At 64.1% G+C, this 22,374-nt stretch carries 18 protein-coding genes (1 of these 18 only partly in view); 13 read left to right on the top strand and 5 right to left on the bottom strand.

Annotated elements, in window-relative coordinates; all coding sequences use genetic code 11:
- Positions 1-37: 37 nt before the first annotated feature.
- Complete coding sequence (locus CK228_RS10825; protein ID WP_095787851.1) at positions 38-946, top strand: DMT family transporter; 909 nt, start codon at positions 38-40, stop codon at positions 944-946.
- 6 nt (positions 947-952) lie between these two features.
- Here CK228_RS10825 and CK228_RS10820 read toward each other — a convergent pair whose 3' ends face one another.
- A complete protein-coding gene (locus tag CK228_RS10820) occupies positions 953-1,162 on the bottom strand; it encodes a hypothetical protein (protein WP_245438006.1) in 210 nt (69 codons plus the stop codon).
- Between CK228_RS10820 and CK228_RS10815 the strand changes: the two genes are divergently transcribed.
- Entirely contained in the window at positions 1,161-2,114 is a 954-nt protein-coding gene (locus CK228_RS10815) for an LLM class flavin-dependent oxidoreductase (RefSeq protein WP_245438005.1), read from the top strand. The two genes, CK228_RS10820 and CK228_RS10815, sit on opposite strands and share 2 nt — an antisense overlap.
- Before the next feature lie 24 nt (positions 2,115-2,138).
- Positions 2,139-2,636, top strand: coding sequence for a flavin reductase family protein (locus CK228_RS10810; protein WP_095787850.1), 498 nt, complete (start codon positions 2,139-2,141; stop codon positions 2,634-2,636).
- Between the two features lie 121 nt (positions 2,637-2,757).
- On the opposite strand, the gene ubiG is transcribed toward CK228_RS10810, so the two are convergent.
- Positions 2,758-3,507, bottom strand: a complete 750-nt coding sequence (ubiG, locus tag CK228_RS10805; RefSeq protein WP_095772310.1) for a bifunctional 2-polyprenyl-6-hydroxyphenol methylase/3-demethylubiquinol 3-O-methyltransferase UbiG — start codon at positions 3,505-3,507, stop codon at positions 2,758-2,760.
- A 181-nt stretch (positions 3,508-3,688) separates the two neighbouring features.
- Between ubiG and CK228_RS10800 the strand changes: the two genes are divergently transcribed.
- Positions 3,689-4,258: a putative glycolipid-binding domain-containing protein gene (locus CK228_RS10800; protein WP_095787849.1), complete on the top strand. Its 570-nt coding sequence runs from the start codon at positions 3,689-3,691 to the stop codon at positions 4,256-4,258.
- Between the two features lie 18 nt (positions 4,259-4,276).
- Here CK228_RS10800 and CK228_RS10795 read toward each other — a convergent pair whose 3' ends face one another.
- A complete protein-coding gene (locus CK228_RS10795; protein ID WP_095772312.1) occupies positions 4,277-6,115 on the bottom strand; it encodes a CHASE3 domain-containing protein in 1,839 nt (612 codons plus the stop codon).
- A gap of 248 nt (positions 6,116-6,363) precedes the next feature.
- Here CK228_RS10795 and CK228_RS10785 point away from each other — a divergent pair, with 248 nt between their 5' ends.
- The 8 genes from CK228_RS10785 (at position 6,364) to CK228_RS10750 (ending at position 18,117) form a co-directional block, all read left to right on the top strand.
- Positions 6,364-7,617, top strand: coding sequence for an aspartate kinase (locus CK228_RS10785; protein ID WP_095772313.1), 1,254 nt, complete (start codon positions 6,364-6,366; stop codon positions 7,615-7,617).
- A gap of 81 nt (positions 7,618-7,698) precedes the next feature.
- Positions 7,699-9,969: a phosphoenolpyruvate--protein phosphotransferase gene (gene ptsP / locus CK228_RS10780; protein WP_019861345.1), complete on the top strand. Its 2,271-nt coding sequence runs from the start codon at positions 7,699-7,701 to the stop codon at positions 9,967-9,969.
- A gap of 10 nt (positions 9,970-9,979) precedes the next feature.
- On the top strand, positions 9,980-11,059 hold the full coding sequence (gene prfA, locus CK228_RS10775) for a peptide chain release factor 1 (protein WP_095787847.1): 1,080 nt from the start codon (positions 9,980-9,982) through the stop codon (positions 11,057-11,059).
- Positions 11,052-11,924 (top strand): peptide chain release factor N(5)-glutamine methyltransferase, encoded by an 873-nt coding sequence (gene prmC / locus CK228_RS10770; RefSeq protein ID WP_095787846.1) that lies wholly within the window; start codon positions 11,052-11,054, stop codon positions 11,922-11,924. The genes prfA and prmC overlap by 8 nt, the downstream gene beginning before the upstream one ends.
- 310 nt (positions 11,925-12,234) lie before the next feature.
- On the top strand, positions 12,235-13,203 hold the full coding sequence (locus CK228_RS10765) for a DUF4167 domain-containing protein (RefSeq protein ID WP_095772316.1): 969 nt from the start codon (positions 12,235-12,237) through the stop codon (positions 13,201-13,203).
- A 220-nt stretch (positions 13,204-13,423) separates the two neighbouring features.
- Positions 13,424-16,030, top strand: coding sequence for an ATP-dependent chaperone ClpB (clpB, locus tag CK228_RS10760; RefSeq protein WP_095772317.1), 2,607 nt, complete (start codon positions 13,424-13,426; stop codon positions 16,028-16,030).
- Positions 16,031-16,090: 60 nt separating this feature from the next.
- Entirely contained in the window at positions 16,091-16,453 is a 363-nt protein-coding gene (locus tag CK228_RS10755; protein ID WP_095787845.1) for an MmcQ/YjbR family DNA-binding protein, read from the top strand.
- Positions 16,454-16,602: 149 nt separating this feature from the next.
- Positions 16,603-18,117 (top strand): L,D-transpeptidase family protein, encoded by a 1,515-nt coding sequence (locus CK228_RS10750; protein ID WP_095787844.1) that lies wholly within the window; start codon positions 16,603-16,605, stop codon positions 18,115-18,117.
- Here the strand turns inward: CK228_RS10750 and CK228_RS10745 are convergent.
- The gene (locus CK228_RS10745; protein ID WP_095787843.1) at positions 18,091-18,723 is read right to left on the bottom strand and encodes a TMEM175 family protein; all 633 of its coding nucleotides are present in this window, start codon (positions 18,721-18,723) and stop codon (positions 18,091-18,093) included. The genes CK228_RS10750 and CK228_RS10745 overlap by 27 nt on opposite strands.
- A gap of 154 nt (positions 18,724-18,877) precedes the next feature.
- Here CK228_RS10745 and CK228_RS10740 point away from each other — a divergent pair, with 154 nt between their 5' ends.
- A complete protein-coding gene (locus CK228_RS10740; RefSeq protein ID WP_095787842.1) occupies positions 18,878-20,452 on the top strand; it encodes an MFS transporter in 1,575 nt (524 codons plus the stop codon).
- A gap of 100 nt (positions 20,453-20,552) precedes the next feature.
- Here CK228_RS10740 and CK228_RS10735 read toward each other — a convergent pair whose 3' ends face one another.
- Positions 20,553-22,374, bottom strand: the 3' portion of a protein-coding gene (locus CK228_RS10735; RefSeq protein WP_179295876.1) for a M23 family metallopeptidase. The gene runs 149 nt beyond the window's last position; 1,822 of the gene's 1,971 nt are visible here — the last part of the coding sequence; the start codon falls outside the window, past its right edge — the gene reads right to left on this strand; it ends in the stop codon at positions 20,553-20,555.

The raw sequence follows: 22,374 nt of genomic DNA, 5'->3' as shown, positions 1-22,374 counted from the left end.
AGTGCCAAATTTTACGATTGAGTGACGGGACCATCCGATGGAATTTCTCTGGGATTCGGCGCTCGGCCTGCTGGTCGTCACCGGCGGCCTGCTCGGCCTGACACTGCCCTTCGGCAAGCTCGCCACGGCAGCCGGCGTGCCGGCCATGGTCTGGGCTTTCGTCATTTCGCTCGGCGCCGGCGGCGTGCTTTTGTGCGTGCTTTTGCTGCGCGGGCAGCGTATCCGGCTCACCGCGCACAAACTGCGCTATTTCCTCCTCACGGCCGCCGTGTCCTATGCCGTCCCCAATCTCTTGATGTTCTCGGCCATCCCGCATCTGGGCGCCGGCTATACCGGCATCATGTTCACGCTGTCGCCTGTCGTCACGCTGGTGTTCTCGATCCTGCTGCGCGTCCGGCGCCCCAACATGCTGGGCATCATCGGCATAGCCGTCGGTTTCGTCGGCGCCGTGATGGTGGCGGCGACGCGCGGCGAGGCCGGCCAGCCGGCCGATCTGTTCTGGGTGGTGATGGGGCTGCTGATCCCGGTCAGCCTTGCCGCCGGCAACATCTACCGCACCGTCGACTGGCCGGAAGGCACCGGCCCGATCGAGCTTGCCGTCGGCAGCCATCTGGCGTCGGCGACACTGCTGCTCGCCGGCATTCTCGCTCTGTTCGGCATCAAGGCCTTCGCGCCGCTCGGAGGCGTGCCGCTGGTCGTCATCGCGCAGGTAGCATCGGCGTCTGCGATGTTTGCCTTCTTCTTCCGGCTGCAGTCGGTCGGCGGCCCGGTCTATCTCAGCCAGATCGGCTATGTGGCGGCCGCGGTCGGCCTGTTTGCCGGCACGATCTTCCTTGGCGAGCACTATCAGTTGCTGACCTGGGCCGGCGCCGCCATCATCACCGCAGGCGTCTTCATCACCACGAAGGCGCAGAGCCAGGTCGTCGCGGAGCCGCAGCCTGCGTAAACGTCGTCAGAGTTTTCCGCCGCCGTCGGCGTCGCCGCCGGGCTCCGGCCTTGGGTTCCGGCGGCGGTGCGTGGCGGCGGCCCGCGCCGCCTGTTCGTAGATGCCGGTCATCAGTTCGAGCGTGCGCGCGACATCTTCAAGCTTGTCGGCCATTTCGGGAATGCGCGTCACCGCATCGATGAGCAGGACGGAGCGGATGTCGGCGTAGCGCTTCATGCTGCCGATCGCGCGCTGGATCGGTTATGGCGGCGAGACGAATTTCCACGGCAATGTGCTGGAGACGATCACCTGGGCGGCCGGGCTTCTGGCGCTCACCCGCAACATCACGGTCTTCGCCACCACCCACACGGCGGCCAACCATCCGGTGGTCGTCGCCAAGCAACTGGCGACCATCGACCAGATCAGCCGCGGGCGCATCGGGCTCAACATCGTCGCCGGCTGGAACAAGCCGGAATATGAGGCGCTAGGGCTGACACTGCCCGATGACCATGTCACGCGCTACGGCTATGCCCAGGAATGGTTCGATATTGTCCAGGCGCTGTGGGAGCGCACGGAAGCCTTCGACTGGGACGGCACCTGGTTCAAGCTCAAGAATGTGCTTGGCGACCCGCGTCCGTCGTCTCGGCTGCCGATCCTCAATGCCGCCGGGTCGGAGGAGGGCCGCAAATTCGCGGTCCGCAACGCCGATTTCCTGTTCACGCCGGCAATCGAACTGGCGCGCTCCAAGGATGAGATCATTGCGCTGAAGGAGCAGGCGAGGGCCGCCGGCAGCAAAGTCGACGTGCTGACCTTTGCCCATGTCGTCTGCCGGCCGACCGAAAAGGAAGCCAAGGACTATCTCGAACATTTCGGCCGCGCCAACGCCGACTGGGCGGCGGTCGACAATCTGGTTCGGCTGCAGTTCGCCCATGCGCAGTCGTTCCCGCATGATCTTCTGGCGCTCATTCGCGACCGCATGGCGGCGGGCCATGGCGGCTTCCCGCTCACCGGCACGCCCGAGCAGGTCGCCGACGGGATCACCGCCTTGCACGCGGCAGGCTTTCGCGGCTCGACACTGTCCTTCGTCGATTATGTCGAGGAATTCCCCTATTTCCGCGACACCGTGCTCCCCATTCTCGAAGAGAGAGGCATCCGCATCGCACCGACCGCGATGCAGTCGGCGGCTTAGCAAAAAAGCGAAGAGGCAATGTCCATGACAGAAGCTTCGGTCAGCGTCGCCGACTTCCGCGCCGCCATGCGGCTGATCGTCGGCAATGTCAGCGTCATCACCGCCGGTGTCGGCGACGACCGGTCCGGCCTTGTCGTCATTTCGGTGGTCTCGCTGTCGGCCGAACCGCCAAAGGTGATCGCTTGCGTCAACCGATCGTCATCGACCTGGCCGGTTATCGAGCGCTATGGGCATTTCGGCGTCAATTCGCTGGGACCTCGGCATCAAGCCGTGGCGGAGCGTTTCTCCGGCTTTGGCGGCATCAAGGGCAAGGACCGCTATGAGGGCGCCGAATGGGTGACGCTGAAGACCGGAGCCGCGCTGCTTTCGGACGCGGTGGCCGCCTTCGACTGCAGCCTCGACGAGATGATCGACCGCGGCACGCACTCCATCGTCATCGGTTCGGTCGAGGCGGTGCGCACCCGCGATGCCGGCCAGGCGCTGATCTACTGGCGCGGAGGCTATCGGCCACTCGACGCCTAAGGCCGGTGCTCGCGTAGCCAAAAATGCGCTCCGCTCCGGTTCTCGGAAGCCACCATTTTCGACTCGGCCTGACCTCAATCCCGACACACCTTGGAGGAAATTCCAGGAAAAGTGCGCCGGATCAGACGGATCCCTTCTCCGCCAGCACCATGTAGTTGACGTCCATGTCCTTCGACCGCGCCCAGCGGTCGGCAAGCGGATTGTAGGTGACGCCGGTACGGTCGATGACCGTCAGGCTGGCGCCGTCGAGCGCCTTCTCCAGTTCTTCCGGGCGCACCAGCTTGCCGAACTGGTGAGTGCCGCGCGGCAACCAGCGCAGCACATATTCAGCACCGATGATGGCGAGCCCCAGCGCCTTCAGCGTGCGGTTGATGGTGGCCACGAACATGATGCCGCCGGGGCGGACCATCTGGCCGCATTTGGCGACGAACAGATCGATGTCGGCGACGTGCTCGACCACTTCCATGTTGAGGATGACGTCGAATGTTTCGCCGGCGTCGGCAAGATCCTCGGCAGTTGTGGCTCGGTAGTCGACGATCACATTGCCCTCGGCTGCGTGCAGTTTCGCCACTTCGATGTTTGTCTCGGAGGCGTCCGCTCCCACGACCTCGGCGCCAAGACGCGCCATCGGCTCGCACAAAAGACCGCCGCCGCAGCCGATATCGAGGATGCGCAGCCCCTCGAACGGCCGCGCGGCACGCGGGTCACGACCGAAGCGCGTCGCTATCTGGTCGCGGATATAGGAAAGCCGGACCGGATTGAATTTGTGCAGCGGACGAAACTTGCCGTTCGGGTTCCACCATTCGGCGGCAAGGGCGGAAAAGCGTTCCACTTCTCCGGCATCGATCGTCGATCGTCGGGCTTCTGGCATTGGTTGGTCTCCTCGAACGCTAGGAAGTCGGGCGTGTAGGCGGGAAAGTCAAGGCAACAATTTTCCTCTGCCGACAGGGCACAGCATCCTGTCAGGGCATGTCAGTTGTCGACCGCGGCGGTGAAACACAATTGGCCGGCTGGCGAATGAGGGGCATCGTTTGGATTCGAAGGAGTGCACGATGAAGGTCATGACGGCTTCGATCCTTTGGCGCAGGCTGGATGTGGAGGGCCACGACGCCTGCCTGCTGTCGCAAGCCGATGGCGGGCACAGCCTCCAGGGACAGGCCATCTTCGTCCAGGACGGCAAGCCATGCTGCCTTGCCTATGAGGTGATTTGCGACGCCGGCTGGTGCACGCGATCGGCGCGGGTCGATGGTTTTCTCGGCATGCGCGAGCTGCACTATGCCATTGAACGACGTGCCGACGGCGAGTGGATGCTGAACGGCGAGCCTCAGCGGGGCGTTGCCGGCCTTGTCGACGTCGACCTCGGCTTCACGCCGGCATCGAACCTGCTGGCGATACGCCGGTTCGACCTCGGCATCGGCGAGGCGACGCCCGCTCCAGCCGCCTATCTGAGCTTTCCAACGCTCGACATGGTGCTTCTCGAGCAAAGCTATCGGCGTCTCGACGAGACCCGCTACGCCTACAGCGCGCCCGTGTTCGGCTATGACGAGATCCTTGGTGTCTCGCCGCACGGCTTCGTCGCCGACTATCCCGGCCTGTGGACAAGCGTGACTGCCTCAGGCTGAAGGACGTTCTGGCGCGGCCTATTTTGCGTCCAGCACGTCGCGCAGCTTGGCTTCGAGTTGCTCGATGGTGAACGGCTTGGCCAGGAAGTGCACGTCATGGTCGAGCACGCCGTTATGGACGACGGCATTCCTGGTGAAACCGGTGGTGAAGATGACCTTCAGACCGGGTTGGCGTGCGACCGCTTCCTCGGCGAGCTTGCGGCCGTTCATCGCAGGCATGACGATATCCGTGAAAAGCACGGCGATGTCCGATGTCGCCGCCAGCTGCTGAAGGGCTTCCTGGCCACTTCCAACGTGGATGACCGTGTAGCCGAGTTCGCGCATGGCCTCTGTCGTGGCAGCCCGTACGCGGGCGTCGTCCTCGACGACGAGGATCGTTCCGGTGACCCTGGCGGCGCTCTTGCCGCGCCCGGCGGGTGCCGCCGGCTCCTCCGGTCCGAAAAACCGGGGCAGATAGATCCTGATCGTCGTGCCTTGGCCCGGTTCGGAGTAGATCTTGACGTGGCCGCCCGACTGCTTGACGAAGCCGAACACCTGGCTCAGCCCAAGTCCCGTGCCCTTGTTGACCGGCTTGGTCGTGAAGAAGGGTTCGAACGCCTTGGCGATGACCTCGGGTGACATGCCGGTGCCGGCGTCGGTTACCGCGATCATCACATATTGGCCTGGCGTGACTTCGGCATGCGTCGCGGCGTAGGCGTCGTCGAGGTGGCTGTTGGCGGTCTCGATGGTCAATTGGCCGTCATTGTCCATGGCGTCACGGGCATTGACGGCAAGGTTGAGGATGGCGTTCTCGATCTGGCTGGGGTCGGCGTAGGTTTTCCACAGGCCCGCCGCCAGCACGGTTTCGACCCGGATGCCTTCGCCGAGCGCGCGGTGCAGAAGGTCGGACATGCCGGTCAACAGCCGGTTGGTGTCGACCACCTGCGGCGCCAGCGGCTGCAGGCGCGAGAAGGCAAGCAGCCGGGAGGTCAAATTGGCGGCACGGTTGGCCGCATCCGTCGCGGCCTCGATGAATTTCTCGATGTCATTCTCGCCGCGCTTCAGCTTGCGCTGGGCAAGGTTCATCGCGCTGAGGATGACCGCCAGCATATTGTTGAAATCGTGGGCGATGCCGCCTGTCAGTTGGCCGACCGCCTCCATTTTCTGCATCTGGCGAATCTGGGATTCGGCCTTCTCGCGCGTGTCGATCTCGTTGCCGAGCTCGATGTTCTTGCGCATCAGCTCTTCCTGGGCGGTGGCGACCTCGCGGAATCGGCGGCGGGATTGGCGGATGGTGTAGGCGCCGAGCAGGAAGATCGCGACGAGAGCCGCAAGCGAACCGACACGCAGCCAGGCCTCGGCCTGGTCCGTGTGTTCATCGCGCGCGGCGATGTCGGCGGCGCCGATGCGCCGGATCGTGTCTATGCTGGCGCGGATATCGTCCATGGCGGCCTTGCCCTGGCCGCCGCGGACGAGTTCCAGCGCCTTTGACGCATCGCCCTTGTCGTAGAGGGCGATGGTCTCGGACATTTCAGCCAGCTTTTGCGCCAGCGCATCCTTGATGTGGCTGATCTGCGGGGCGAGCTGATCATTGGACGATGTCATGGCATCGATGTGGGCAAGTTGGCCCGGAATTGCGTCGACAGCCTTCTGGTACGGTTCGAGATAGGATTTCTCGCCGGTCAGCAGATAGCCGCGCTGGCCTGCCTCGGCTTCCTGCGCCAATGAAAGCAGCCCTGAAAGCTGTTGCTGGTATTCGATTGTCTCGCGCGCGGCGGCACGATTGGCCCTTTGTCCCTCGACGAGCAGCGCGCGGGTGCCGACGATCAGCGTCAGCACAGCAAAGCCGGCGACAAGCGGCAGCGATTGCAACCGCATGGCGCGCCGAAGACGAGCAATCATCTGTTATGCCGAGCCAAAAGGAAATCCCCCGCGGGCAGCATTTGGTACGCGGCGCTGGCCTGGATGGCAATATGCCGTCTTCTTGAAGCCGGCATTCCGCCGCCAGCCTTGCGAAACCCAAAGCATTTGGCTAAGGAGGCCGCGCATTCAGCGGCCGGCGCCAGCCGGGCGCTTTCCTTCGTTTTCGGCTCCTGGCCGGCTTCAGTCAAAGGCATTTCGCTTCCATGGCGCGTATCGTGATGAAATTCGGCGGAACCTCCGTCGCCGACATCGCCCGCATCCGCAATGTGGCGCGTCACGTCAAACGCGAGGTCGATGCCGGCCATGAGGTGGCGGTGGTGGTTTCGGCGATGGCCGGCAAGACCAACGAGCTGGTCGGCTGGACGCGCGAGGCCTCGCCGATGCACGACGCACGCGAATATGACGCGGTCGTCGCTTCCGGCGAACAGGTCACCGCCGGCCTGCTGGCCATCACCTTGCAGAACATGGGCGTACATGCCCGCTCCTGGCAGGGCTGGCAGATCCCGATCAAGACCGACAACGCGCATGGCGCGGCGCGCATCCTCGACATTGACGGCGCCTTCCTGATCAAGCGCTTCGGCGAGGGCCAGGTGGCCGTCATCGCCGGCTTCCAGGGCATCGGGCCGGACAACCGCATCGCGACCCTCGGCCGCGGCGGTTCCGACACCAGCGCGGTCGCCATCGCCGCGGCGGTCAAGGCCGACCGCTGCGACATCTACACCGACGTCGACGGGGTCTACACCACCGATCCGCGCATCGAGCCCAAGGCGCGGCGGCTGGCCAAGATCTCCTTCGAGGAAATGCTTGAAATGGCCTCGCTCGGCGCCAAGGTTCTGCAGGTGCGTTCGGTCGAGCTTGCCATGGTGCACAGGGTGCGTACCTTCGTGCGGTCGTCCTTCGACGATCCCGACGCGCCCGGAATGGGGGATTTGCTCAATCCTCCGGGAACGCTCATTTGCGACGAGGAAGAGATCGTGGAACAGCAGGTCGTCACCGGAATTGCCTACGCCAAGGACGAGGCCCAGATTTCGCTGCGCCGCGTCGGCGACCGCCCTGGCGTCGCCGCCGGCATTTTCGGGCCGCTGGCCGAGGCCAACATCAATGTCGACATGATCGTCCAGAACATCTCCGAGGACGGCAAGTTCACCGACATGACCTTCACCGTGCCTTCGGGTGACGTCGACAAGGCGCTGGCCGTGCTCGACGGGCTGAAGGCCGAGGTCGGCTACGATGTCGTGCAGTCGGAAGCCGGCATGTCGAAGGTTTCGGTCATCGGCATCGGCATGAGGAGCCATGCCGGTGTCGCCGCCACGGCTTTCAAGGCGCTGGCCGAGAAGGCGATCAATATCCGCGCCATCACCACCTCCGAGATCAAGATTTCGATACTGATCGACGGTCCGTACACCGAACTTGCGGTTCGCACTTTGCATTCCGTCTACGGTCTGGATAAGCAGTAGCAAGACTGAATCAGTTGTTGCGCGCATGCCGGCAGCGGCGGAAACTGCGCCGGCAAGTGTTTCATTGGAGAAGAAGCCGCGATGCGTGACCAGGCCAGCGGCCCGCGCGTTTTGCTGAAACGGCTCCGCGAGCTCATGCAAGAGCCGCTGGAGCCGCAGGAGCGGCTTGACCGGATCGTGCGCGACATCGCTTCCAACATGGTCGCGGAAGTGTGCTCGCTCTATGTGCTGCGCGCCGATTCGGTGCTTGAGCTCTACGCCACCGAGGGTCTGAACCCGAACGCCGTCCACCTGGCGCAGCTGCGGCTCGGGCAAGGCCTGGTCGGCACCATCGCGGCCAGCGCGCGGCCGCTCAATCTGTCCAATGCGCAGGAACATCCGGCTTTCGCCTATCTGCCGGAGACCGGGGAAGAGATCTACAATTCCTTCCTTGGCGTGCCGGTGCTCAGGGCCGGGCGCACGCTGGGCGTCCTGGTCGTGCAGAACAAGACCATGCGCCATTATCGCGACGACGAGGTCGAGGCGCTGGAAACCACCGCCATGGTCATCGCCGAGATGATCGCCACCGGCGATCTGGCGCGGCTGACCCGGCCTGGGCTGGAACTCGACCTGCGCCGGCCCGTCAGTTTCACCGGCCTGTCCTTCAACGACGGTGTCGGGCTCGGCCATGTCGTGCTGCATGAGCCGCGCATCGTCGTTACCAATCTGTTCAATGAGGACAGCGAGGAAGAGGTCCGGCGGCTGGAGAGCTCGCTCGGTTCGCTGCGGCTCTCCATCGACGACATGCTGGAGCGCCGCGACGTCGCCTTCGAGGGCGAGCATCGCCAGGTGCTGGAAGCCTACCGCATGTTCGCCAACGACCGCGGCTGGGTGCGGCGCCTGGAGGAGGCAATCCGCAACGGCCTGACGGCCGAGGCGGCCGTGGAAAAGGTGCAGAGCGACATGCGCGCCCGCATGCTGCACATGACCGACCCCTATCTGCGCGAGCGGATGAGCGATTTCGACGACCTCGCCAACCGGCTCTTGCGCCAGCTGATGGGCCGCGGGCCGGAAGATGTCGCGGCCTCGCTGCCAAAGGACGCCATCATCGTCGCCCGCTCGATGGGCGCGGCAGAGCTGCTGGACTACCCCAGGGAGAAAATGCGCGGGCTGGTGCTCGAGGATGGTGCCGCCACCAGCCACGTCGTCATCGTCGCGCGCGCCATGGGCATTCCGGTCGCCGGCCAGATGAAGGGCGCCGTTTCCATGGCGGAAAACGGCGACGCCATCATCGTCGACGGCGAGGAAGGCACGATTCATCTGCGGCCGCAGTCCGATCTCGAAGCGGCCTATGCCGAAAAGGTGCGGTTCCGCGCCCGACGGCAAGAGGTCTATCGCGAACTGCGCAAGAAGCCGTCGACGACCAGGGACGGCGTGCAAGTCGATCTCCTAATGAATGCCGGGCTTGCCGTCGACCTGCCGCAACTGGCCGAATCGGGCGCTGCCGGCATCGGCCTGTTCCGCACCGAACTGCAGTTCATGGTCGCCTCGACGTTTCCGCGCGCCGAGGCGCAGGAGAAGCTCTATCGCGACGTGCTGGAGGCCGCGCGCGGCAAACCTGTCACCTTCCGCACCATCGACATCGGCGGCGACAAGGTGCTGCCCTATTTCAAGGGCGCCATCCAAGAAGAAAACCCGGCGCTCGGCTGGCGGGCGATCCGGCTGACGCTCGACCGGCCCGGGTTGCTGCGCACCCAGATCCGCGCCCTGCTGAAGGCCAGCGGCGGGCGCGAGCTCAAGCTGATGCTGCCGATGGTGACCGAGCTTGGCGAGATCGCCCAGGCGCGCGAAATCATCGACCGCGAGGTGCGGCATCTCTCGCGTTTCGCCCATCATCTGCCGACCAGCCTCAAGCTGGGCGCGATGCTGGAAGTGCCGTCGCTTCTGTTCCAGCTCGACGAATTGATGAAGGCGGTCGATTTCGTCTCGGTCGGCTCGAACGATCTGTTCCAGTTCGTCATGGCGGTCGACCGCGGCAACACGCAACTGGCCAACCGCTTCGACACGTTGTCGGCGCCGTTCCTGCGCGTGCTCAAGCAGATCGCCGACGCCGGCATCCGCAACCACACGCCGGTGACGCTGTGCGGTGAACTGGCCGGCAAGCCGATCTCGGCGATGGCGCTGATCGGTCTTGGCTTCCGCTCGATCTCGATGTCGCCGGCCTCGATCGGACCGGTCAAGGCGATGCTGACGGAACTGCCGCTGGATGAGCTGACGGCGTTCTTCGACGACAATCTGATGGCGCCGGCACAGGGGTTGCCGATGCGGGCGCTGCTGCAGGCCTTCGCCGACGACCGCTCGATTCCGTTGTAGCGTCCCCCTCATGGTCAATTTGCCCCGCGATCGTATGGATCAAGTCGTCAAGCGTTTCGAGATGCTCGAAGCGCAGATGTCGGCCGGCCCGGCGCCGGATGCCTATGTGAGGATGGCATCGGAATATGCCGAGTTGCAGGACATGGTGGCCAAGGTCAGGGAATTGCGCTCGGCCGAGCATGAGCAGGTCGACCTCGAGGCAATGCTTGCCGACAAGGGCACCGACGCCGAGATGCGGGCGCTCGCCGAGGCGGATCTGCCCGGCGTGGAGGAGCGTATCGAAACGCTGCAGAAGGATATCCAGATCCTGCTCCTGCCCAAGGATGCCGCCGACGACAAGAACGCCATCCTCGAAATCCGTGCCGGCACCGGCGGTGACGAGGCGGCGCTCTTCGCGGGCGACCTGTTTCGCATGTATGAGCGCTATGCCGCCGAACGCGGCTGGCGGTTCGAAACCGTGTCGGCCAGCGACGGCGATGCCGGCGGGTTCAAGGAAATCATCGCCACCGTCTCGGGCAAGGGCGTGTTTGCCCATCTGAAATTCGAATCCGGCGTTCATCGCGTGCAACGCGTGCCGGCGACCGAGTCCAGTGGGCGCATTCACACCTCGGCGGCGACCGTGGCCGTTCTGCCGGAAGCGGAAGAGGTCGACATCGAAATCCGCGCCGAAGACATCCGCATCGACACGATGCGTGCCTCGGGCTCCGGCGGGCAGCACGTCAACACCACCGATTCGGCGGTGCGCATTACCCATTTGCCGACCGGCATCATGGTGGTGCAGGCGGAGAAGTCGCAGCACCAGAACCGGGCGAAGGCCATGCAGATCCTGCGCGCCCGGCTCTATGACCTGGAGCGCGGCAAGGCAGATGAGGAACGCTCTGAATCGCGCAAATCGCAGGTCGGCTCCGGCGACCGTTCGGAGCGCATCCGCACCTACAATTTCCCGCAAGGCCGCGTCACCGACCATCGCATCAACCTGACGCTCTACAAGCTCGACCGGGTGATGATGGGCGAGCTCGACGAGATCATCGACGCGCTGATCGCCGATCACCAGTCGAAGCTGCTGGCCGATATCGGCCTTGATGGCTGACCCTCTGCCCGAGGCGCTGGGGCCGCTGCTGCGGGCAGCGCGGGCCAGGCTTATGGCGGCCGGGGTCGGCGATCCGGCGCTCGATGCGCGGCTGATCGTCGAACATTTTTCCGGCACGACGCGCACGCAGGCCATTGCCGATCCTGAACGCATGATCGACAGCAACACCATCGCCGCGATCGATGCCGCCCTGAGACGCCGGGCGGGTGGCGAACCGGTGCACCGCATCCTCGGCTACCGCGAATTCTACGGTTTGCGCCTGTTGCTGTCGCCGGAAACGCTCGAGCCGAGGCCGGATACCGAAACGCTGGTCGAGGCCGTGCTGCCTTTCGTCAAGGCAATGGCCGCGCGGGAGGGGGCCTGCCGCATCCTTGATCTCGGCACCGGGACGGGAGCGATCGCGCTGGCGCTGCTGAGTGCCGTGCCGGCCGCGACCGCCACCGGTGTCGACATTTCCGCCGGTGCGCTGGCGACGGCGGCGCGCAATGCCGGGGAACTCGGACTCGAGGCCAGGTTCACGACGGTGCAGTCGGACTGGTTCGAAAAAGTTTCCGGCCGATACCATGTAATTGCCGCAAACCCTCCCTATATACCGTCAGGAGACATTGGAAATCTGCAGGACGAGGTCCGCGATTTCGACCCACGCCAAGCCTTGGATGGCGGCGTGGATGGGCTGAACCCCTACAGGATCATTGCCGCCGAGGCGGCACGGTTTCTAGAAGCCGAAAGCAGGATTGCGGTCGAGATCGGCCATACGCAACGCAACGAGGTTACGGATATATTCAAGGCGGCTGGTTATGCATCGGCTGCTGCTTTGCGTGATCTCGGCGGAAACGACAGGGTTCTTGTCTTTCAATGGGGATAAGCCTTGACGCAGTGCGAAAAAACCGCTTGGCAATACCAGGGAATGCGGCTAGGGTCGCCTCAACCGGATGAGACGAAGCAGGCAGTGCTCTTAGCGATTCGGTCCTCCTTGGAAATAGCTGCCTTCTTGCGCAAACGACGCCCAAGCTTCGTGCGGGAATCGTCCGGCAAGTGATGTAACCGGAACAGGATGGCACGTGGCGCCAACGCAATTGATGCGGGCGAACGCCGGTGAAGAAACGAAACGGCTGGCTGCATGAGCGCCTCCGTTCGTAACGAGTTTTCGAAAATTTCAAGATGAAGAGAGTCGAATGAGGCCACAACAGCAGAACAGGCGCATGCGCGGTCGCAACAACAATGGCGGCGGCGGTGGCAACAACAATAACAACAACAACAACCGCAAGGGCCCGAATCCCCTGACGCGCAACTACGAGAGCAACGGCCCGGATGTGAAGATCCGTGGATCGGCTCAGCAGATCGCCGAGAAATACGCTACCCTGGCCCGTGACGCGCAAAGCTCCGGCGACCGGGTCATGGCGGAGAACTATCTCCAGCACGCCGAACACTACAATCGCATCATTGCCGCCGCGCAGGCGCAGATGCCGATCCAGAACGTCCAGCAGAACCGTGACGATTTCGACGATGACGGCGATGAAGATCGCGACGATTTCGACAATGCCGGCAACAATGGCGCCGGCAATGGCGGCAACACCGTCTCCGATCCGCAAATTCCTGTCATCAACCATGGCGCCGGTCCGCAGCCGGTGATCGAGGGCATGCCGGCCGAGGTCGCACTGAACCGTGACGGCCGCGACAATCGCGACAATGGTGGGCGCGACAATGGCGGGCGCGACAACAACGGGCGCAACAATGGTGGCCGCGACAACAATGGCGGGCGTCACCGCGATCGCCGCCCAAATGGCGGCTATGGCCAGCGTGATTACCCGTCACCGACCGAGCAAGGCGGCCAGCAGCGCAACGAAGCCCCGGCACAGGCGGAGGTGCAGCTAGAGCCTGGTTCACCCGCCGAGACCGTTGCCGTCGCCGAGCCGGCGCCGCTGTTCGAGAGTTTTTCGCCGGCGGCTCTTGCCGCCCAGGCCGAGCTCAACGAGGCGGCAGCCGAGAGCGGCGCTGCCCGTCGTCCGCGCCGTCCGCGCCGTCCGCGCGCCAGTGCCGACCAGGTCGATGGCGGCAGCGACAATGCGGATGCCGGCGAGGTGGCCGCGGCCCCGGCCGATAGCGGCAATGCCGAGCCGGCGATCGTCGACATCGACAACTGATCGAACGGCATTTCAAGACGTTGAACGGCGGGGAGAAATCTCCGCCGTTTTCGTTTCGGCTGACGTGGAATATTATGCATTGACCGACATCAAGGCGCCTTGAGACGGCATGGCCTATGCACCATATCTCGGCTGAACAGGATCCGGCTCGAATGGGCGGGTCCGTCACCGCAATCTGATCCGGCGCCGCAAAGCGGGCCGGTGATGGAAGGAGACAGATATGAACCTTGAGAAGTACTCCGAGCGCGTGCGCGGCTTCATCCAGTCCGCGCAGACCATGGCGCTCTCCCGCAATCACCAGCAATTCACCCCCGAACACATTCTGAAGGTGCTCGTCGACGATGACGAGGGCCTGGCCGCGTCGCTGATCGAGCGCGCCGGCGGTAACGTCCGCGACGTCAAGCTCGGCGTCGAGACGGCGCTCGAGGCAATGCCGAAGGTGGAGGGCGGCAATGGCCAGCTCTATCTGGCGCAGCCGCTGGCCAAGGTGTTCTCGACGGCGGAAGAACTGGCCAAGAAGGCCGGCGACAGCTTCGTCACGGTCGAACGGCTGCTGCAGGCGCTCACCATGGAAAAGTCGGCCAAGACCGCCGACATACTGGCAAAAGCCGGCGTCACCGCGCAGGCGCTGAACCAGGTCATCAATGATGTCCGCAAGGGCCGCACCGCCGATTCGGCGAGCGCCGAGCAAGGCTATGACGCGCTGAAGAAGTACGCGCGCGACCTGACTGCCGACGCGCGCGCCGGCAAGCTCGACCCGGTCATTGGTCGTGACGACGAGATTCGCCGCACCATCCAGGTGCTGTCGCGCCGCACCAAGAACAATCCTGTGCTGATTGGCGAGCCGGGCGTCGGCAAGACAGCGATCGCCGAAGGCCTGGCGCTGCGCATCGTCAATGGCGACGTGCCGGAATCGCTGAAGGACAAGCAGCTGATGGCGCTCGACATGGGCGCACTCATCGCCGGTGCCAAATATCGCGGCGAGTTCGAGGAGCGGCTGAAGGCAGTGCTCTCCGAAGTCACCTCGGCCAATGGCAACATCATCCTGTTCATCGACGAGATGCACACGCTGGTCGGCGCCGGCAAGGCGGACGGCGCGATGGATGCGTCGAACCTGCTGAAGCCGGCGCTGGCGCGCGGTGAACTGCACTGCGTCGGCGCGACCACGCTCGATGAATACAGAAAACATGTCGAGAAGGATCCCGCACTTGCCCGCCGTTTCCAACCGGTCTTTGTCGATGAGCCGACGGTGGAGGACACCGTCTCGATCCTGCGCGGCCTGAAGGAAAAATACGAGCAGCACCACAAGGTGCGTATCTCGGACTCGGCGCTGGTGGCGGCGGCGACGCTGTCCAACCGCTATATCGCCGACCGCTTCCTGCCGGACAAGGCGATCGACCTGGTCGACGAGGCCGCTTCGCGGCTGAGGATGCAGGTCGATTCCAAGCCCGAGGCGCTGGACGAGATCGACCGCCGCATCATGCAGCTCAAGATCGAGCGCGAGGCGCTGAAGGTCGAGACGGACGATGCCTCGAAGGACCGGCTCGCCCGCCTGGAGAAGGAACTTGTCGGCCTTGAGGAGGAATCGACCGAGATCACAACCAAGTGGCAGGCCGAGAAACAGAAACTCGGGCTTGCGGCCGACTTGAAGAAGCAGCTCGACGAGGCACGCAACGAGCTTGCCATTGCCCAGCGCAAGGGCGAGTTCCAGCGCGCCGGCGAGCTTGCCTATGGCAAGATCCCGGAACTCGAGAAGAAGCTGAAGGAAGCCGAAGCCCAGGACGGCAAGGCCGGCATGGTCGAGGAAGTGGTCACCCCGGACCACGTCGCCCATATCGTCTCGCGCTGGACCGGCATTCCAGTCGACAAGATGCTGCAGGGCGAGCGTGACAAGCTGCTGCGCATGGAAGACGAGATCGGCAAGCGGGTCGTCGGCCAGGGCGAGGCGGTGCAAGCCGTTTCCAAGGCGGTGCGGCGTGCCCGTGCCGGGCTGCAGGATCCGAACCGGCCGATCGGCTCGTTCATCTTCCTCGGGCCGACGGGCGTCGGCAAGACCGAACTGACCAAGGCGCTGGCAAGCTTCCTGTTCGACGACGACAGCGCCATGGTGCGCATCGACATGTCGGAGTTCATGGAAAAGCACTCGGTCGCCCGGCTGATCGGCGCGCCTCCCGGCTATGTCGGCTATGAGGAAGGCGGCGCGCTGACCGAAGCGGTGCGGCGCCGGCCCTATCAGGTCGTGCTGTTCGACGAGATCGAGAAGGCGCATCCCGATGTCTTCAACGTGCTCTTGCAGGTGCTCGATGACGGCCGGCTCACCGATGGGCAGGGCCGCACGGTCGATTTCCGCAACACGCTGATCATCATGACGTCGAACCTTGGCGCCGAATATCTGGTCAATCTCGGCGAGGACCAGGATGTCGATGCCGTGCGCGACGAGGTGATGGGCGTGGTCAGGGCATCGTTCCGGCCGGAATTCCTCAACCGCGTCGACGAGGTGATCCTGTTCCACCGGCTGCGCCGCAAGGACATGGACCGCATCGTCGAAATCCAGCTCAAGCGGCTGGAAAGCCTGCTCGTCGATCGCAAGATCACGCTGTCGCTGGATCACGAGGCGATTGAGTGGCTGGCGGCCAAGGGCTACGACCCGGCCTATGGCGCGCGGCCGCTGAAGCGGGTGATGCAGAAGGAACTGCAGGATCCGCTGGCGGAGAAGATCCTGCTTGGCGAGATTCTCGACGGTTCGACCGTCAAGGTCACGTCCGGTTCCGACCGGTTGAACTTCCGCTCGAAGCCGACGGTCGTCGCGACCGAAGCGGCGGCCTGATTTCAACGCCGCGCGTCCATCCTGGACGCGCGGCGTTTTCATATTGAGGGTGGAGGGCGGATGACGCTGGACGATTACAATGGCTTCTGCGCCTCACTGCCCGCGGTAAACCACGTCGTCCAGTGGGGTGGCGCCCATGTCTGGAAGGTCGGCACCAAGGTATTTGCGATCGGCGGCTGGGATCAGGGCCAGCAGCTCTTCGTCACCTTCAAATGTTCCGACATCGCCTATGACGTGCTGAGGGAGCAGCCGGGTTTGCGGCCCGCGCCCTACCTTGCCTCGCGCGGCATGAAGTGGATCCAGCGTCGGACAAGCCAGAGCATGGATGATGCTGCGCTGGAGGATTATTTGCGCGAGAGCCATCGCCTTGTCGCCCTGAAGCTGACCAAGCAGGCGCGCAAGGAATTGGGGCTCGCAAGCTAGCGAGTATTCGTCGGTGCGCCGAAAAACCGCCATCTTCATGCCCGGTTCATATTGGAACCATAGGGTGGGGTAACTGGTTTGCTGGCGAAGGGGTTCGCCCAGTGTACAATGCCGGGCGGCGGCAATTAGGGACCGGAGAGTTGGCCACGATGTTCCGCACGATCTTTGCCCTTTCGGCGCTTGCCACCGGGCTTGTGTCTTTCGGTGCGCTTGCCGCGCCGGCGCAAGACAGTGCACCAAAGGTTGCCCGCGCCACCGATGATGGCGGCATTCTTGTGGCCCAGGACGGAAATCTGGACATCTATTACGACGCCCGCGGCAACCGCGTCATCGTCGATGCCGACACCGGCAAGGTCATCGCCATCCAGCCGCCGCAGACGCGGCTTGACCGGCGTGCACTGCGCCGCGAGACAAGGTTGCGCGAATTGGGCCGGGCTCCCGCCGATGATGACCGCTACTATCTCGACGATCCACAAGACATGGCGCGCTTCCGCCGCAAGCAGTTGGAGGAGGAAGGCCGGGTCATCCCTCCGCCGGCGGACGAATACGACCCCTATGGCGACAATTCGGTCGAAGCCTATCCGCCGGCGCCGCAGGACGACGGCAATTACGACAACAGCTATCCCGATGCGCCAACGGCAAAGCCGGGCGCCATCAAGCGCCAGCCGCTAGACGAGGCCGCGATAGACCCTGCGCAGCCGGACGTAGAGCAGGTCAATCCGGATACGCAGGCTTCCCTGCCGCCGGATACTGGCGGCAAGGCCGCCGTCGATCCGTCGCTGTCGCTCGGCGTGCGCCAGGACGTGGCGGCGTTGCAGGTGCTGCTCGACCGCGGCGGCGCTTCGCCGGGCGTGATCGATGGGCGTTTCGGCTCGAATGTCGATAAGGCCCTGGCCGCCTATAACCAGATCACCGGCAGCAATCTGAAATCGACGGACACAGTCGGCATCCAGGCAGCGCTCGCGCAATCGGGCGGCGATGCTTTCGCCAGCTACACCATCACAGCGGAAGATGCGGCTGGCCCCTATGTCGCCTCGATCCCGGAAGATTACAGCCAGAAGGCGCAGCTCGACCGCATGGGCTACACCTCCGTCACCGAGGCGCTGGCCGAGCGCTTCCACATGGACGAGAACTATTTGAAGTCGATCAACAAGGGCCTCGACTTCAACCGTCCCGGCACGATCATCAAGGTCGCCAATTTCGGCAAGCTGGTCTCGACGCCGGTCGCGCGCATCGTCGCCGACAAGACCAGGAAGGAAGCGTACGCCTACGATGCGGGCGGCAAGCTGGTCGCGGCCTATCCCGCGACCATCGGCTCTGCCGACACGCCTTCGCCCACCGGCATCCACGCCGTGTCGCGCATCGCGCTCGACCCGAACTACACCTACAACCCGAACATCAATTTCAAGCAGGGCCAGAACGACAAGATCCTGACCATTCCGCCAGGCCCTAACGGCCCCGTCGGCTCGGTGTGGATTGCCCTGGACAAGCCGACCTACGGCATCCACGGAACGCCCGAGCCGTCGAAGATCGGCAAGACCGAAAGCCATGGCTGCGTGCGCCTGACCAACTGGGATGCGCGCGAACTCGCCAAGCTGGTGTCGCCAGGCGTCACCGTGGAGTTTGTCGGCGGACCTTCAGCCGATGACTTTGCGCAGCAATGAGCCGCGCGGCGCGGCGGCATAGATCAGCTGCACCACCAGGATGAAGCCGACGCTGAGCAACGGCGTGACCAGGCAGAGCAGCGCGCCGACCGCCCACAGGATCTGTGCCTTGACGATGCGCAGATAGACCGTGCGCTTCGTTTCGGCATCGACATCTTCGGCGACAAAGCCGTTCTTTTCCGCATAGCGCCAGCTGGCGAACAGCATGACGCCGAGCATCAGCAGGTTGAGCCAGTAGACCAGCACCGCCGTCCTGAATTCGAGGAAGTCCGCCAGAAGGTCGGTCGAGAACGGCAAGAGCGCGATGAAGGCGAGAAAGCAGAGATTCAGCGTGGCAAGACGCCTGTCGGATTTGGCGATCAGCCCATGCTGAGCCTGCTGGCCGAACCAGAAGATGGTCAGCGTCAGGAAGCTCAAGGCATAAGTCAGGAAGCGCGGTGCCAATGAGGCGATGGCGACGAGCAGATCGTGCTCGGAATGCACGCTCTCATGCGCCGGCACCCTGATCTCGAGCACGATGAGCGTGAGCGCGATGGCAAAGACGCCGTCGGTGATGCCGACAATGCGGCCGCGTCCTTCCGCCGACGCTTCAAGTGGACGTTTCATTGATTGCCCCCCGGCTGCCGTTCTTCCGGAAAACTTAGCATGACTGCCGGCGTTTGCATCAGCACGGGACGCATCCTGGCCAATTGGCTGGTTTCAAGGACTGCAAGCTGCTGGCCGGTTGTTGCCGGCGCGCTTGGGGTCTAAGTGAGGTGGCATGCATTCGCCCAATGAAGCCGCCGCCGTCCCGCTGACCAGCCCGGTCACGAACGGAACCTTTTGTCCGCAATCGCAGCGGCGATTCGTCTTGATCGCGGCGATCCTGGCCTCGGCGCTCGGCTTCATCGACGGCTCGATCCTGGCCATCGCCATGCCGGCGATCCGTGTCAACCTCGGCGCCAGCCTTGCCGAGGCGCAGTGGATCTCCAATGCCTATGCATTGACGCTTTCGGCGCTGATCCTTGCCGGCGGCGCCGCCGGCGACCGGTTCGGGCTGCGCCGTGCCTTCGTGGCCGGCATCGCGCTGTTCATCGTTGCCTCGCTCGCCTGCGCGCTGGCGCCGAATGCTGTCGTGCTGATCGGGTTTCGCGCTGTCCAGGGTATTGGTGCGGCGATCATGGTGCCGGGCAGCCTCGCCATCATCGCCAAGGCCTATCCAAAAAAGGAGCGCGGCCGTGCAATCGGCATCTGGGCCGCCGCCTCGGCGCTGACCACGGCCCTCGGGCCGGTGCTCGGCGGCCTGGTGCTGTCGGCTTTCGGCGCCGGCATCTGGCGGGCGATCTTCGCCGTCAACCTGCCGCTCGGGCTGATCTCGATCTACTTGCTGCTCGTCAAGATCCCGGCCGATGCGGCGACGGAAAAACGCAGCCTCGATCTCGGCGGGGGTGCGCTCGCGACATTGGCGTTCGGCGCACTCGCCTATGGGCTGACCTCGATGAGTTCGAGCGGCGAGGGCAATATGGCGGGGCCGAGCATTGCCGCCGGCGCGGTACTGCTTGTGGTCTTCATCCTGTTCGAACACCGGCGACGCGAGCCGATGATCGACCTCAGCCTGTTTCGCATCGGCGCTTTTGCCGGTGCCAATGTGGCGACCTTCTTCCTCTATTTCGCGCTGTCGGCCAATCTTTTCTATCTGCCGATGCTGCTGATCGCCGGCTGGGGACTGAGCACGGCGGAGGTCGGCTTCATCTTCCTGCCGCTGTCGGCATCGATCGCCCTTCTGTCGGGACCGGTCGGGCAGTTGTCGGACCGGATCGGACCGCGTTTCCCGATCGCCTGCGGCAGCCTGATCGTGGCTTTCGCCTTCGCCGGACTTGCCTTGCTCGCCCGTGCCGGCATCCACCATTTCTGGACCGGAATATTTCCGCTGATGGCGCTGATGGGCCTCGGCATGGCGCTGGTCGTCTCGCCACTGTCCACCGCGATCATGACGGCGGTGGAAGACAAGGATACGGGGGCTGCCTCCGGCATCAACAATGCCGTCTCGCGCGTTGGCGGCCTGATCGCGGTGGCGGCAATGGGCTCGCTTGCCACCTGGGTCTATTCAACGATGCTCGACACCAGGGTCAGGCCAGGCATTCCGGGGTTTGGCGAACCGGTATCGACAGGCCTGCCGCCCGAACTCGAAGCAACACGGCTTGCTGCCAGCGACATGGCCTTTTCAGCCATATCCTTGACGACCGCCGTGCTCTGCCTGCTTGCCGCGATCATCGCATGGATTACCGTTTCGGGTCAGACGCTGCCCTGGCCGCGCCACACCGATGAATCGTCAGCTGATTCGTCGCGAAACTGATTCGCCGATGCCGGGCTGGCCAGGGTTCAGAGCATTCCAGTGTGAGCGGTTTTTCCGGGCAAAGCGCGTAGCGCTTTCCCTCGGGAAACGGTGAATCGCTCTAGCCGTCGATCTTGGCGCTCGCGACCTTGAGCGAATTGCCTTCTTCCTGCTTCAGCAGGTCGTCGATGCGCTCGCGCTCGCGCTTGAAGGCGACGAGGTCGTCGCCCTTCAGCACCTTGCCGACCGGCAGCCGAACACGCATCGAATCGACTTTGGTGCCGTTGACGATCAGCTCGTAGTGGAGATGCGGACCGGTGGAAAGACCAGTCTGGCCGAGATAGCCAATGACCTGGCCCTGGCGAACCCGAACGCCCGGCTCGATGCCTTTTGCAAAGGCGCTCTGGTGGTTGTAGGAGGTTTCGTAGCCATTGGCATGGCGCAGGATGATCTGCTTGCCATAGCCGCCAGCCCAACCGGCCTTCTCGACGACGCCATTGCCGGCGGCGATGATCGGGGATCCGATCGGGGCGGCCCAGTCGGTGCCCGTGTGCATACGGACATACCCCAGGATAGGATGCTTGCGCGCGCCAAAGCCCGAGGTGAATCTTCCGTTGGGCAGCGGGTTGCGCAGCAGGAACTGCTCGGCGCTCGATCCATCCTCGTCGAAATAGTCGGTGCTGCCGTCTTGCATCTGGAAGCGATAGAAGTTGCGCGTCGTACCGCCGAAGTTCGCCGAGACATAGAGGAGCTCCGAATCGTCGGAGGTCTGGTCATCCCCGTCCGGCTGCGAGAACAGCACTTCGAGGCGATCGGACGGATTGAGTCGTGACTGGAAGTCGACGCCAGATGCCAGCAGCTTGATCAGCCGCTGGGTCATTTTCTTTGACATGCCGTAGGAATAGGCGGTGCGGTAGATACCGTCATAGACAGTGGGCAGGTTGCCGCGCACCACCACCGGCGCCGACGAATCGTCAAATGCCGTCAACAATTCGGGATTGGGATCCGGCTCCTGCGCCGGCACATACTGGCCGCGGTCATCGAGCGCGATGGTAACGATATGGGTGGTCCTGTCGTAGACGCTGGTGCGCACGACCTTGGCGGCGTCGCCATGGACTTCGAGACCGACGCGCAGCACGGTTCCGGCTTTCAGCGTCGGCGCGTTCAACAGCTTGGCGATCGCTTCGGCCATGCCGGTGGCGTCGTCGCCCGTATAACCCGAATCGGCAAAAGCCTCGGTGAGGTCGGTGTCCTTGGTGAAGGGAATGATTTCCTCGGCGAAAGCCGGCGCCTGGTCGTCAGTGGCAGCACGCGGCGACACCGAGACGTTTTCCGGCACGATCTTGACGTCATAGGAGCCGGCCATGCTCTCGGCGAAGGCTTCGCCGAATCGCTGCGGATCGACATAGTGGAGTGAAGCGACCTGCACGGCGCCGTCGCTAAGGTCGGTGCCGGCCTCGCGCACCACCTTTTCCACCTCGTCGGCGGACAGATCGCTCTTCTCGTCGAAGGCCGCCGTCTCGATCGGGAAGTCGACGGTCTTCAGGCTCATCTCGCTTTCGACCTTGGCGCCATAGATCTGGCCGGAGGCGGCGGAGACCGCCGCCGGTTGCGCCGGAGCGTCGTCACCGTCGTCGCCGAACACCTGCATCGGGTCGAAAGGCGGGTAGGGTCGGCTAGTGGTGTGGCCCGCGGCAAGCGCCATCTTGATCTGCACGAAAGGCATTGTGTGGATGACGTCGCGGTCGCCGACCTTGGTGACCATCGACACTTCCATGCGGCGGCGGTCCTTGGCCTTGGCGATCTGACGCGGCGCCACAAGCCTCGTTGTCTTGGCCACCTCGCCGGAATCGCCATTGCTGGAAAGGCCGATCAGTTCCGCGATTTCGGGTGGCGTCGCCAGTTGCTGGCGCCCGTCAAGGGCGGCGAACAGCGCCACGCCC

The organism is Mesorhizobium sp. WSM4312, assembly GCF_002294875.1.
In the GTDB taxonomy this organism is placed as follows: domain Bacteria; phylum Pseudomonadota; class Alphaproteobacteria; order Rhizobiales; family Rhizobiaceae; genus Mesorhizobium.
The sequence above is the reverse complement of the archived record's forward strand: the minus strand, read 5'-3'. Positions and strand labels throughout refer to the sequence as shown.